At 72.0% G+C, this 13758-nt stretch carries 12 protein-coding genes and 1 riboswitch; all 12 genes read left to right on the top strand.

Annotated elements, in window-relative coordinates; all coding sequences use genetic code 11:
- Positions 1-12 precede the first annotated feature (12 nt).
- Positions 13-951 (top strand): hypothetical protein, encoded by a 939-nt coding sequence (locus AB0316_RS19100; protein WP_366274711.1) that lies wholly within the window; start codon positions 13-15, stop codon positions 949-951.
- Positions 952-1092: 141 nt separating this feature from the next.
- The gene (locus AB0316_RS19095) at positions 1093-2757 is read left to right on the top strand and encodes a hypothetical protein (RefSeq protein ID WP_366274709.1); all 1665 of its coding nucleotides are present in this window, start codon (positions 1093-1095) and stop codon (positions 2755-2757) included.
- 398 nt (positions 2758-3155) lie between these two features.
- A riboswitch (SAM riboswitch) is annotated at positions 3156-3268 on the top strand.
- Positions 3269-3302: 34 nt separating this feature from the next.
- Positions 3303-3383 (top strand): putative leader peptide, encoded by an 81-nt coding sequence (locus tag AB0316_RS19090; protein ID WP_366274841.1) that lies wholly within the window; start codon positions 3303-3305, stop codon positions 3381-3383.
- A gap of 240 nt (positions 3384-3623) precedes the next feature.
- Positions 3624-4586, top strand: coding sequence for an amino acid ABC transporter permease (locus tag AB0316_RS19085; protein WP_366274708.1), 963 nt, complete (start codon positions 3624-3626; stop codon positions 4584-4586).
- Entirely contained in the window at positions 4583-5362 is a 780-nt protein-coding gene (locus AB0316_RS19080) for an amino acid ABC transporter ATP-binding protein (RefSeq protein WP_366274707.1), read from the top strand. The genes AB0316_RS19085 and AB0316_RS19080 overlap by 4 nt, the downstream gene beginning before the upstream one ends.
- A gap of 76 nt (positions 5363-5438) precedes the next feature.
- A complete protein-coding gene (locus AB0316_RS19075) occupies positions 5439-6500 on the top strand; it encodes an ABC transporter substrate-binding protein (protein ID WP_366274705.1) in 1062 nt (353 codons plus the stop codon).
- Positions 6501-6547: 47 nt separating this feature from the next.
- Positions 6548-7573 (top strand): transporter substrate-binding domain-containing protein, encoded by a 1026-nt coding sequence (locus AB0316_RS19070; RefSeq protein ID WP_366274703.1) that lies wholly within the window; start codon positions 6548-6550, stop codon positions 7571-7573.
- A gap of 9 nt (positions 7574-7582) precedes the next feature.
- Positions 7583-8749 carry an NADPH-dependent FMN reductase gene (gene ssuE, locus AB0316_RS19065; RefSeq protein ID WP_366274701.1) on the top strand — a complete coding sequence of 389 codons (1167 nt, stop codon included), beginning with the start codon at positions 7583-7585 and terminating at the stop codon, positions 8747-8749.
- Positions 8746-10695 (top strand): FAD/NAD(P)-binding protein, encoded by a 1950-nt coding sequence (locus AB0316_RS19060; RefSeq protein ID WP_366274700.1) that lies wholly within the window; start codon positions 8746-8748, stop codon positions 10693-10695. Before ssuE ends, AB0316_RS19060 begins: the two co-directional genes overlap by 4 nt.
- Entirely contained in the window at positions 10685-11812 is a 1128-nt protein-coding gene (locus tag AB0316_RS19055; RefSeq protein WP_366274699.1) for an LLM class flavin-dependent oxidoreductase, read from the top strand. Before AB0316_RS19060 ends, AB0316_RS19055 begins: the two co-directional genes overlap by 11 nt.
- Positions 11809-12579, top strand: a complete 771-nt coding sequence (locus tag AB0316_RS19050; protein WP_366274697.1) for a DUF1684 domain-containing protein — start codon at positions 11809-11811, stop codon at positions 12577-12579. Before AB0316_RS19055 ends, AB0316_RS19050 begins: the two co-directional genes overlap by 4 nt.
- Entirely contained in the window at positions 12576-13727 is a 1152-nt protein-coding gene (locus AB0316_RS19045) for an LLM class flavin-dependent oxidoreductase (protein WP_366274695.1), read from the top strand. Before AB0316_RS19050 ends, AB0316_RS19045 begins: the two co-directional genes overlap by 4 nt.
- Positions 13728-13758 lie beyond the last annotated feature (31 nt).

The raw sequence follows: 13758 nt of genomic DNA, 5'->3' as shown, positions 1-13758 counted from the left end.
AGACTCCGAGGCGTGGAAGGCGCTCCCGACGAGGCGACGCGCGTCGCCGCGGCAGCGAGCGGGACGGCATACGCGGTGGTCGTGCCCGCTCCTGCACCCGGCCCCGGCAGCTGGGCCGGCGCACCGAGCGCGGCCCTCGACGACGACGGCGGGTTCGTCGTGGCCTACCGGGTACGCACCCCGGAGTCGCGCGGGAGTGCGACCGTCGTGGGTCTGGCTCCCGACGGCGAGCGCCTGACGCCGGTCGTGCGCCTCGAGAAGGAGCGCTTCGGCGCGGAGTCGCTCGAGCGGCCGGCCCTCGTGCGCACAGAGGCCGGACAGTGGCGCCTCTACGTCTCGTGCGCGACGCCGGGCAGCAAGCACTGGCGCATCGACGTCCTCGAGGCAGGAGATCCGGCTGGGCTGCAGTCCGCGGAGCCGAGAACCGCCTTCGCCGGTGACACGCAGACGGGCGTCAAGGACCCCGTCGTCCGGCGAACCGCGCGGGAGTGGCAGGCGTGGGTCTGCTGCCACCCACTCGACGTCGCGGGCGAGGAGGACCGCATGGTGACGAGGTATGCGACCAGCGAGGACGGCCTGACGTGGCGATGGCGGGGAGTCGCCCTCCGTGGCCGGGCCGGCAGCTGGGACGCCCGCGGCGCCCGCGTGACGGCAGTGCTGCCCGACGGATCCGCCACCTACGACGGGCGCGCGAGCACGGCCGAGAACTTCTCCGAGCGCACCGGCACGGCGGTGCCCGGCGCCGCACCCGGCGAGCTCCTGGCCGTGGGGGACGCCCCGGTGAGCGAGGTGCGCTACCTCGCCGTGGTGCCGCTGCCGGACCTGTCGGCGGGGTCCGGGCCGTCGGCGCCGACGGGTCGCTACCGCCTGTTCTACGAGGCGCCGCTCGCCGACGGCAGCCACGAGCTGCGCACGCGGCTGGTGACGGAGGCGCTCCCCGCGCGCGGGTGAGCGAACCCGTCGATCTGGGGACAGGGCGCCCACGGACCACCACACTGGTCGGAGAGCGACCGTCCTCCCTCACTGGTCGACATGCCTCCGGCGCACAGGTCCGGACGGGTTGGCCGACCGCGGTCTGCTCCGAGGTGAGTGATGGACAGACTGCCGGTCATCTACGTGCGCGGCTACGCCGGGACCACCGCCGGGATAAACGCACAGGTCGACGATCCCTTCTACGGGTTCAACGAAGGCGCGACCCACATCCGCGTCGGCGGGGACGGGAGTCCTGCGTACTACCAGTTCGAGGGTCCGATGCTTCGCCTCATGGCGGACGAGAACTACCGGCTGCTCGTGCGCGGCGACCAGCAGCACTACCTCGAGTCTGCCGACGACGGGTCGGTGCCACCGGAGTCCCTGTGGGTCTACCGCTTCTACGACCAGGCGGCCACCACCTTCGCCCAGCCCCCGCCGGAGGGGGTCCTTACACGACTGTGGGACCGGATCCACCAGAGCGTCACCGCCGACGGGTTCGACATCGAGGCGGCCGCCGCCGGCCTCTACGACCTCGTGATGCTCGTGCGCGCTAAGACCGGAGCCCCACAGGTGTTCCTCGTCGCGCACTCGATGGGCGGCCTCATCTGCCGCAGCATGATCCAGAAGGTGTGCGCCGAGCAGGGGCGGCTGCCGGCGAAGGAGGTCGTGGCCCGGCTGTTCACCTACGGCACGCCGCACGGGGGTATCGCCTTCGACATCGGGGCCCTCGACTGGGCGCAGGAGGCGTTCGGACCGGCCGGAGCCGACATCTTCTCGCCGCCGAAGATGTACGGCTACCTCACGCCGGGCAAGCAGTTCGGCGACCTCCCCGGTCCGGGGGACGACTGGGATCCGCAGGCGCTCGATCCTCAGGTCCTGCCTCCCTCGCGCGTCTTCTGCCTCGTCGGCACCGACCCGAAGGACTACGGCCCGTCCCAGGTCGTCGTCGGCCCCAAGAGCGACGGCCTGGTCACCATCGAACGGGCGTACGTGCGCGGCGCCCACCGGTCCTACGTCCACCGGTCGCACTCCGGGCGCTACGGCGAGGTCAACTCCGAGGAGGGCTACCAGAGCCTGCGCCGCTTCCTCTTCGGTCGCTGGGGAGCGACCATCGCGCTCCGCGGTCTGCCGGCATACCCCTCCGACATGGACACCCGGCCGGAGGCCGACCGGTGGCCGGTCTGGCAGGCGGACATGAGCCTGACGATCCGCGGGCTGCCGATCGTGCTCAGCGAGCAGCTGGCCGAGCACTGGTGTCCGATCCAGATCAACCAGGAGCTGGCGCGACACGTCGACACGGCGGACACGCCTGTGCCACTGGCGAGCACGTTCCTCATGGACCCCCGCCACGAGGCGGAGCTCGCGCTCGAGCGCCACGAGCAGGCTCGGCCCCCGGCGCATGGCGGCAGGCTGCGCTACGTCCTGACGCTCCGCGTCTTCAAGCTCGTCGAGACCACGAGCGGCTTCCTCTTCGCGGACCACCTCGAGCAGGTGCCGGAGTGGGCCGACACGCTCATCGTCGACGTGGGGCCCGGCCAGGACGGCGACGGGCTGACGGCCTGGGCCGCCTGGAACAGCGAGGTCAGCGGCCCCATCGACCTCAACGACCCGATCACCGAGGGGCTCCCCCCGGGGCGAAGGGCTGCGCTCGCGTTCGAGCCGACGGCGGACGGGCAGACCTCTCGCGTAGAGCTGCCCGACGTGGCGAAGACCCTCCAGGTCCTGGGCGACCAGGCCTACCTGAGGCTCACCGTCACCGACCGGCTCGGCGAGACGAGGCCCTGACTGCAGATGCGTGGTCCCAGGGCGTCATCCACACCAAGGACCTCCGCGCCGAGCTCGACGCCCACTGCGTCCTGCTCGTCCCCCGGCCTGCCGGCGGGACGCCGCACCCGTGGCCGCACCGGCCGCGCTGTCCGGCACGGCCGCCGAGCTCACCTTTGCGTCACGACTCGCGCGGATGGTGAGCCGGGCAATCTCGACATTCGAAACGGGACCAAGCAGATTTCCTACCAGTTGGGTGGGGAATCTCTTCCTGCAAGAGCGGTAAGTCGACAGTGAATCCCACTGTCCCAGAATCGTTTTCGCTCACCGCGACATTGCGCCACCATGTGGCAATCCACTGCCTTTCGGTGGTCTGGCGCGGTTGCCTGCTTCGTGTCCGTGTGCGTACGCTCACCACAGGTCACGAGTTCCAGTGCACAGCCCCGGCTTGCTGGACAGCAACCCTCCTCCGCGGCGGGGTGCTCCGGGTGAAGACCTGGCCGGTCGCCGATGGCGCCGGCAAGCGCGGACTCGTTGATCGGGTCCCGGAGACCCGAGGAGCAGCGATGAGCGCACGGACGACCACCCTGGTGGCCCGTCGGCACGTCGACCTGCTTCGCGTCTCCAGCGCGCTCTGTCGTCGGTGACGCACCGCTCAACTCGCGTGCACTGACGCGACCGCGGGCGGGGCGCGCCCCGGACGCACGGCGATCCCGCGTGCCGTGGCGCGCCGACGCAGACCCCTATCCACGCCACCCGTCCCCGACGGGCGTGCCCGTGTCCCCAGGAGACCCTAAGTGTCCACCACCTCCGTCCCGAGAACCGCTCAGGCGGCACCTTCCCCATCCGCTCCTGCTCCACCGCCCGCGACGGCCGTACTCACCGCCGTGCCCGACACGTCGTCCGTCCTCACCGTGGTCCCTCGTCGCACGCCGTGGACCTGGGTAGGTGTGGCGGGCGTGCTCGTCCTCGTCGCGATGTTCGTCAACGGGCTCGCCACCAACCCCGGCTGGGAGTGGTCCACTTTCGCTGCGTACTTCGCCAGCGAGACGATCGTGCGCGCCCTCGGCACCACCATCCAGCTCACCGTGCTTGGGACCGTGACGGGTTTCGCCCTCGGAGTCGTCCTCGCCGCAATGCGCCTGTCCCACAACGGTTTCCTGCGCTCGGTCGCGTGGACTTACATCTGGGCCTTCCGATCGATCCCGCTCATCGTCCAGCTGCTCTTCTGGTTCAACATCGCCTACCTCTACCAGACCATCTCTTTCGGGCTGCCCTTCGGCCCCTCGTTCGGCAGCGTCGCCACCAACGACCTGTTCGGGGCCCTCGGCGCCGCCGTCCTCGGTCTGGCACTGCACCAGGCGGCCTACGCCGCCGAGATCATCCGCGGCGGCATCCTCGCGGTCGACGAAGGCCAGCGCGAGGCAGCCGCGGCCCTGGGCATTCCGCGCCTTCGCCAGTTCACCAAAGTCGTCCTGCCTCAGGCGATGCGCTCGATTCTGCCGAACGCCGCCAACGAGGTGATCAGCCTCTTCAAGGGCACCTCGATCGTGTCGGTGCTCGCGATCCCGGAGCTCTTCTATCAGGTGCAGGTCATCTACGGGCGCAACTCCCGGGTCGTGCCACTGCTGCTGGTCGCCACCGTCTGGTACATCGTGCTGACGACCCTGCTGTCGGTGGGGCAGTTCTACGTCGAGCGGCACTTCGCCAAGGGCAGCTCCCGCACGCTGCCACCGACCCCGCTGCAACGGCTGCGCGCGCGGCTGACCGGGTACTCCGCGCGGGCCACCAGCGCCCGCAGCGGGCGCGGCCGGACGGACAACTCCGGGACGGCGGAGGTGGCCCGATGAGCCCCACCAGCACAGCCGCTCCCGTCGTCGACCTGCGCGGCGTCACGAAGTCCTTCGGCGGCCACGTCGTCCTGGACGGGATCGACCTGCGGCTCGAGGAGGGCACGGTCACCGTCGTGCTCGGCCCCTCCGGCTCTGGGAAGTCGACGCTGCTGCGCACGATCAACCACCTCGAGAAGGTCGACCGCGGCCAGGTCCGCATCAAGGACACCCTCATCGGGTACCGGCAGTCCGGAGACCGGCTGCACGAGCTGTCGGAGCGCGAGGTCCTGCGCCAGCGCAGCCGTATCGGCTTCGTCTTCCAGCAGTTCAACCTCTTCCCGCACCTGACGGTCCTGGAGAACGTGGTGGAGGCGCCCGTGTCCGCCCAGCGGCGCGGTCGCTCGGAGGTGGAGGCGGAGGCCCGGCAGCTGCTCGCCCGGGTCGGCCTGTCCGACAAGGCGGCCGCGTACCCGCGGCAGCTCTCCGGCGGCCAGCAGCAACGCGTCGCCATCGCGCGGGCCCTCGCCCTGCAGCCCGACGTCATCCTCTTCGACGAGCCGACCTCGGCGCTGGACCCCGAGCTCGTCGGCGAGGTCCTCGACGTCATCAAGGAGCTGGCTCGCGACGGGGCAACGCTGGTGGTCGTCACCCACGAGATCGGCTTCGCCCGCGAGGTCGCCGACACCGTGGTCTTCCTCGACGCCGGCCGCCTCGTCGAGCAGGGGCCACCGGCCGAGGTCCTCGACAACCCACACCACGAACGGACGCGCGCCTTCCTCGACCGCGTCCTCTGACCCTTCGCCGCACCCTGCGGCATCCACACCCCCTCACCACGACTCGCACCGCCTCGGTGCCGAGAGGAGCTCCGCCATGTCCAACCACGACTCCCGCCCCGTCCACGCCGGCCCGGTCGCGACCACCTTCAACGCATCCCGCACCAGCCGGGCCTCGACCCTGCGGCTCACGCTCACCGGCTTCGCCGCCATCGCCGCGCTGACCGCGAGCGCCTGCTCCGGCCCCGCCGAAGCCAGCTCGTCAGGCTCCGCCGCCTCAGCCCGGCCCGGCGCCGCCGCGGCAGGCATCAACACCTCGCCGGCCCAGAAGCGGGTCACCGCCACCAAGGACGAGAAGGCGGCCGCTCTTCTCCCCGCAGCGATCCGTGAGCGCGGCACCATCACGGCTGCCAACGCAGGCGCCGGCGGCGGCACCCCGCCCCTCGTCTTCACCGCCGACGACGACAAGACGGTCATCGGCGTCGAGGTCGACCTCGCCCACCTCTTCGCCGACAAGCTCGGGCTCAAGGTCCAGACGCCGGCCACGAGCTGGGAGAACGTCTTCCTCGGGATCGACTCCGGCCGCTACGACGTCGCCCTGACCAACGTCACCGTCACCGAGGAGCGCAAGCAGAAGTACGACTTCGCCACCTACCGCAAGGACGACCTCGCCTTCGAAGCGCCCAAGGGTGGAACGTGGAAGGTCACCAGCGGCAAGGACATCGCCGGCAAGACCATCGCGGTCGGCTCCGGCACGAACCAGGAGAAGATCCTCCTCGACTGGAACAAGGCCAACGTCGCGGCTGGCCTCGCCCCGGCGAACATCAAGTACTTCCAGTCGCAGACCGACTACTACCTCGCGCTCGCCTCGCACCGCATCGACGCCTACTTCGGGCCCAATCCGAGCGTCGCCTACCACGTCGCCACGGGCGGCCAGACCGAGGCGATCGGTCACTTCTCCGGCGCCGGCGCGTCCCTCCAGGGCCTGATCGCCGTCCTGACGAAGAAGGGCTCGGGCCTGGCCGCGCCGTACGCCGCCGCCATCAACTCCGCCATCGCCGACGGCAGCTACGCCAAGGTCCTGGCCCGCTGGAACCTCAGCAGCGAGGCAGTCGCGAAGTCGCAGGTCAACCCTCCCGGACTGCCGAAGACCAGCTGAGCCCGGTCGACCGCCCACGCCGCACCCGAGCCAGGAGACCAGAACCCATGAGCACCAACCCGAGCCATCCACGAGCCAGTCGCCGCGTCATCGTCCTCGCGGCCACGCTGCTGACCACCGCCACGTCACTAGCTGCCTGCGCCGACCCTGTCGCCCCAGCAGCCCAGAAGGTCGACCCCAAGGACCTCGGCGGATCCAAGGTCCTGCCCGTCGCCTTCGAAACCTCCGCGAACCAGAAGCGCCCCGTCGCCACCCCCCACCCCGAGATCGCGGCCGAGCTGCCGGCCGACGTCCGCGCCAGCGGCCGGCTCGTCATCGGCAGCGGCGGCGCCGGTGGAGGCATCCCGCCGCTGGCCTTCACCGCCGACGACAACCGCACGCCGATCGGGGTGGAGGTCGACGTCGCCCATGTGGTGGCCGATGTCCTCGGGCTCAAACCGCAGGTGGAGACGACGAGCTGGGAGAACCTCTTCATCGGCGTCGACTCCGGCAAGTACCAGGTCGCCGTCTCCAACGTCGGCGTCTCCGAGGAGCGCAAGGAGAAGTACGACTTCGCCACCTACCGCCTGGGCCTTCATGCCTTCGAGGCCAAGAAGGGCTCAGGCCTGAGCGTCCGGGGACCCGCCGACATCTCCGGCAAGAGGGTCGCCGTCGGCTCGGGCACCCTGCAGGAGGCGATCCTGCTGCGCTGGAACGCCGAGAACCAGAAGGCCGGACGCGCTCCCGCCCAGCTCGTCTACTACCAGGGCGCCACCGAGTACTACCTCGCCCTCGACTCCGGACGCATCGACCTCTACCTGGGGCCGAACCCCACCGCGACCTACCACGTCGTCACGGCCGGCAAGACCCAGATCGTCGGCACCGTCTCGTCCAGCTACCCCATTCCAGGCAAGGTCGGCGTGCTGACGAAGAAGGGCAACGGGCTCGTCAAACCGATCTCCGACGCCATCAACGCCGCCATCGCCGACGGCAGCTACGCCCAGGTCCTGAAGCGCTGGGGCCTGACGGCCGAGGCCGTCCCGGCATCCGAGGTCAACCCCGCCGGGCTCCCCAAGCCCGCCGCCACCAAGTGAGGACCAGCCATGGCATCCATCGTCACGCTCTCCGGTAGCCCGTCCGCCCCCTCCCGCACCGAGGCGGTCCTCGGACACGTCGAACGACGGCTGCGCGCCCGGGGCCACGACGTCACCCGCGTCGTCGTCCGGGACCTGCCCGCCGACGCGCTCCTGCACGCCGACGGCGCGCACCCCGAGGTCGCGGCCGTGGTGGCGGCCATCGCCGACGCCGACGGCGTCGTCGTCACCACCCCCGTCTACAAGGCGGCCTACACCGGCGTGCTCAAGGCGCTGCTCGACCTGCTGCCGCAGTACGCGCTGCGGGGAAAGACCGTCCTGCCCGTGGCGACGGGCGGCAGCCCGGCGCACGTGCTCGCCCTCGACTACGCCCTGCGGCCCGTCCTCGTCTCGCTCGGGGCCGAGCACGTCACCCAGGGCTGGTTCGTGCTCGCCTCCGAGGTCACCGTCTACCCGCAGGACGCGGGGGTCCTGCTCGCCGAGTCCGCTGCCCGCAACCTGCACCTGGTGACCGAGTCGTTCCTGACCCACCTGGCCCGGCACCGCAGCCAGCTCGTCACGGAGACCGACGACGACGTGGTCCTTCGTGTCTCACCCCGCGACGACGCCGCCGCGCCACTGCTGGAGGACCTCGTCGTCGAGTACGGGACCCGCTACGGACTCTCGACCCCGAACACCCAGCTCACCGAGGTCCCTATCACCGACTTCGACGCACCCGACGGCGCGTTCCTGGTGATCTCGCGGGCAGGCCAGACCGTCGCAGGAGGTGCCATCCGCCGTTACGACGACGAGACGGCCGAGGTCAAGAGGGTCTGGACCCACGCCCAGTTCCGCCGGCAGGGCCTGGCGCGACGGGTGCTCCACGAGCTCGAGCTCGCAGCAGTCTCACTGGGCTACAAGCGGATCCACCTCACCACCGGGCCACGTCAACCCGAGGCTCGCGCGCTCTACCTCGCCGCCGGCTACCTGCCGGCCTTCGACCTGCACGCCGACCCGGAGGCGATCGGCCCGCATGCCTTCGACAAGGAGCTGCCCCCGAGCACCAGACGCGCCGCCGCCCAGCCGGCTGGAGCCCACACACCGTCCCTGGCGGCCGGTGCGGGCGCCGGGACGCAGGTCGACGCCGCCGACTCCATCGCGCCGCCCCCGTCCTACCGGAGCTGGGGGGCGGCGTGAGCCCGAGACGGATCGTCGTCGTCGGCGGCGGCCCTCGCGCTCTGAGCCTGGTCGAACGCCTCGCCGCCAACGCCACCGACCTCGTCGCGCCGGGGGAGCGTGTGCAGGTGCACGTCGTGGACACGCACCCGCCAGGTGGCGGACGCATCTGGCGCGCCGCACAGTCCCCCCTGCTGTGGATGAACTCCGAGGCCCAGGACGTCACGGTCTTCACCGACGCGTCCGTCACGTGCGAGGGACCGGTCGTCGACGGACCATCGCTCGCGCAGTGGGCGGCCGGCGACGAGGCGAGCGAGGACGCAGCGCGGCTCGGACCCCGGTCGTTCGCACCGCGCGTCGTCCAGGCGCAGTACCTGGAGTGGGCCTGGCGGCGTACCGCAAAGACGCTGCCGCGCAGCCTCACCGTCCACGTGCACACCGACCGGGCCGTGGCACTGGAGGACGACGGGCCGACCCAGACGGTGACGCTTGCGGGCGGAGCAACGCTTGCTGCCGACGTCGTGGTCCTGGCCCAGGGCTACCTGCAGCAGGCCCCGGGCCCTGACGAGCTGCAGTTGCTGGACCGCGCGGAGCAGCACGACCTCACGTACGTGCCGGCAGGCCACACTGCGGACCTCGACCTCGACGAGCTGCGGCCGGGCGAGCCGGTGCTCGTGCGCGGCATGGGCCTGGCGTTCGTGGACCTCTTCGTCCTGCTCGGAGAGGGCCGCGGTGGCCGGTTCCGCGGCACCGGAAACGAGCTCACCTACCACCCGAGCGGCAGCGAGCCGGTGCTCCACGTCGGGTCACGTCGTGGCGTGCCATACCACGCGAAGCTCGGATACGAGGTGCGCTCCCCGGCCGACGGGCCGGCGCCGCTGCGCCACCTCACGCGTGAGCGCCTCGCCGGCATGGGGGGCGGTGCGACGGTCCTCGACTACCGCAGGCAGGTGTGGCCGCTCGTCGTGCTCGAGCTGGCGGTGGCCCACTACCGCCGGCTCTTCCACGCGCACCCCGAACGGACCCGGGGCACCTTCGAGACCCTCGAGCGGGCTCTGGTCGAGGCTCACCGGGCGGGTGACGGCCTCCCGCCCGTCGCCCGGCCCCACCTCACCGACCCCGAGGACCTCTTCGACATCGACCGCATCGACCGCCCGCTCAGGGCGGACGTCCACCCGCACACCTTGGCTTCGGAGGTGGAGCGCCTCGTGGTCGAGCACGTCACCGGTGACCTCACGCGTCGAGCCGACCCGCTGCGTTCCAGCGACCGTGCCGTCTTCGACACCCTGCTCGGCGTGTACGCCGTCCTGGCCGAGCTCGTCGTCACGGGGCGGCTGTCCGAGGAGGACCGGGTGCGCCACGTGGAGGGCCACTTCCACGGCCTGTTCTCCTTCCTCGCGAGCGGCCCCCCGCCGCGCCGGCTCGCCGAGCTGCTCGCCCTGCACCGCGCCGGGGTCGTCCACTTCCTCGGGCCCGACCTCGAGCTGTCCGTGGAGAACGGCAGGTTCGTGGCCCGATCGGGCGGCCGGGTGGTGCAGGCCCGGGCTGCCGTCGACGCACGGCTGCCGCGCCCGGACAGCAGCCTCGTCACCGACCCGCTGGTCGCCGACCTGCTCCGCGCGGGCGAGCTCCGGTCGCGACCCGTGACTGCCGCCGACGGCACCAGCCTGGGCGCCGGGCAGCTCCTCGCGGATGCGCGCGCCCGGGCGGTCCGTGCCGACGGGTCCGTGCACCACCGGCGCTTCCTGCTCGGACCAGCCGTCTCCGGCTCCGCGGGTGCCGGCGGGTTCTCCCGCCCCGGCTTCAACGCGCCGGGCTTCCGCCAGAACGACGCGGTCGCCCGAGACCTGCTCACCGTCCCGATCAGCCGTCCAGCCGCTGCACCGCGCCTGCACACCGCGCCCCCGGCGAGCGCCACGACATCCCACCACCCCGAGAGAGACAAGGACCACCGCCATGCCAGTTGAGTTCCTGGGCATCGCCGCCAACCACGACGGCACCGAGACCACCGCCCGGAGCGGCGGCGCGCTCGACCTGCCCTTCGCCACCAAGCTCGCCCGAGCCCACGAGGACAACGGCTGGGACCGCATCCTCTTCGCGTACCACTCGGGCTCACCCGACCCCGCCCAGGTCGCCGCGCACATCGCTGCCAACACCGAGCGACTCAACCTCGTCGTCGCCCACCGGCCGAACACCGCCTACCCCACGCTCACCGCCAAGACGTTCGCGACCCTCGACCACATCAGCGGGGGCCGCTTCGAGGTGCACGTCATCACCGGCGGCAGCACCGCCGACCAGGCCGCCGAAGGCGACCACCTGGACAAGGACGCCCGCTACTCCCGGACCCGAGAGTTCATCCAGATCCTCAAGCGGGCCTGGACCAGCGACGAGCCCTTCGACTTCGCCGGCGAGCACTACCGCTTCGAGAACTTCGTCGCGGACATCAAGCCGCTCCAGACCCCGCGCCCACGCATCTCCTTCGGCGGCTCCAGCCACGCGGCATACGCCGTCGGTGCCGCGGAAGCGGACGTCTTCGCCCTGTGGGGAGAGCCGCTCGCCGGCACCGCCGAGCAGATCACGACCATCCGCGAGGCTGCCGCGGCCGCGGGCAACCCGCTGCCGACGATCCAGGTCGCCTTCCGCCCCATCCTCGCCGCCACCGACGAGCTGGCATGGGAGAAGGCCGAGCGCACGCTCGGCGCCATCCACGCCCGCAGCGCGGACGGTGGGGACACGCGGGGACGCTTGCGGCGCAATGTCGCCCAGCCGGAGAACTCCGGTTCCCAGCGGCTCCTCGCCGCCGCCGGCGCAGGCGAGCGCCACGACCGGGCGCTGTGGACCGCCACCGCCGCTGCGACCGGCGGCGGCGGCAACAGCACCGCCCTCGTCGGCACTCCCGAGACCATCGCGGCCGCGCTGCTGGACTACTACGACCTCGGGGTGCGCATCTTCTCGGCCCGGGGCTACCACCTCTACGACGACGCCGTCGACTTCGGGCGCCACGTGATCCCTCTGGTGCGCGCCGAGGTCGCGCGTCGAGATGCCGAGGCGGCCGGCGCGGCCCGGCAGGAGGCCGTCGCGTGACCGCCCAGCAAGCGTGGCTGCAGTGGCGCGCCGCCCGTGAGTCGGCGCTGGCGGAGGAGCACGGGTGGCTCTCGCTGACCGGCTTCGCGTGGCTGGCCCACGAGCCGTCCGATCTCCCCGGCCTGCCCGGGCTGTGGTGGGCCGACGAGGAGGGTGCACACGTCCGGGCCGAGGATGAGGACCGGCTCGTCACTGACGTCGGCCCGGTGCTCGGCACGGCCTCCGCCGACGTCGCCGAGGGCGGCTCGCTCCACTGGCTGCGCCACGACGACCGGGTCGTCGAGCTGCTCCGGCGGGGAGCCCGCCTCGCCGTCCGCACGCGTGACCCGCAGGCCCCGGCTCGAGTCGCCTTCAAGGGCGTCCCCACCTGGGACCACGACGCCGAGTGGGTGCGGCCGGCCGCCTTCACGCCGGCGCAGGAGCCCGCGACGGTCGAGGTGGCCACCGCTCGGAGGGACCTCGTGCAGCAGGCGCGTGTCGTCGGCACCGTCGACGTCGACATCGCCGGCGTACGCCACCGGCTCAGTGCCGTGGCCGCCGGGGACGGGCTCGCTCTGCTCTTCCACGACGCCACCAACGAGGTGACGTCCGCGCCGTGGCGCACCGTCGTGACCGAGGCGCCCGACCCAGAGGGCAACCTCGTCGTCGACTTCAACCGGGCCGTCAACCTGCCGTTCGCCTTCAGCGACCACGGCACCTGCCCGGCGCCGGTCAGCGGCAACCGGATCGCGGTGGCCGTGACGGCAGGGGAGAAGCGGCCGGCATGAGGTTCTGCACGTACACGTTGCTGGACACCAGCCCGGACCCCGTCACGGGCGTGGCGCGCAGCCAGACGGAGGCGTTCGAGCACGTCGGTCGGCAGGCGCAGTGGGCCGAGGAGCTCGGCTTCGACGCGTTCGGGGTGGGGGAGCGGCACGCGCAGCGGTTCGTGTCCTCCTCGCCGCCGGTGGTGCTCGCCCACGTCGCCGCGCGCACGACGCGCATCCGTCTCATGACGACCGTCACCGTGCTGTCGCTGTGCGACCCGGTCCGGGTCGCAGAGGACTACGCGACGCTCGACCACCTCAGCGGTGGACGGCTCGACGTCGTCATCGGCAAGGGCAACGACCCGGACCAGAACGCGCTCTACGGCTACGACCTCCAGGGTCAGTGGGAACGCAACGCCGAGAAGTACGAGCTGCTCCGGCGGCTCTGGCGCGAGGAGCGCGTGACGTGGTCCGGGCGCTTCCGCCCGCCGCTCGTCGAGGCCACCACGCAGCCGCGTCCTCTGCAGCAGCCGATCCCGGTCTGGCACGGCTCGGCCAGCTCCACCGAGTCGACCGAGCTGGCGGCGCGGTGGGGTGACCCGCTGTTCTCCGCCAACGGCTTCCACCCGATGGAGAAGTACGCGGCCCTGGTCCGGCACTACCGCGAGCGGTGGGAGGCTCACGGCCACGACCCGGCCGCCGCCTTCGTCGGGGCTGGGTTCCTGGGGCTGCTGGTGGCCGACACGACCCAGGAGGCCCTGCGGCTCTACGAGCCCGCGTTCGAGGCCTTCCGGCGCTCACCCGGTGCTGTGCACAACAGGCTGCCGTTCACCACCGTCGAGGAGTACGCCCGGGACAGCTCCGCGCTGATCGGCTCGCCGGAGGAGGTCGTCGACAAGATCGGGCGCTACCACGACGCGTTCGGCCACGAGCTCTCCGGCATCTCGCTCGACGTCCCCGGGCTGCGGGAGGCCGTCACCCGACGCAGCATCGAGCGATTCTTCAGCGACGTCGCGCCCGTCGTCCGCCGCGAGCACCCGTCGCGGCAGGGAGCCGGACAGCCGACGGCCCGCGAGCCGGGTGGGCTGGGCAGCAACCCTCCCCGTGCTGGCGCCCCGGACGCTTGGGCCACGGCGACCACTCCACCGTCTCCGGCGCAGGTCGGGTGAGCCGCCCGTCGTCGCCCTGACCCCAGTTCCG

The organism is Terrabacter sp. NPDC080008, assembly GCF_040702505.1.
In the GTDB taxonomy this organism is placed as follows: domain Bacteria; phylum Actinomycetota; class Actinomycetes; order Actinomycetales; family Dermatophilaceae; genus Terrabacter.
This window is presented reverse-complemented; position numbering and strand designations above follow the sequence as displayed.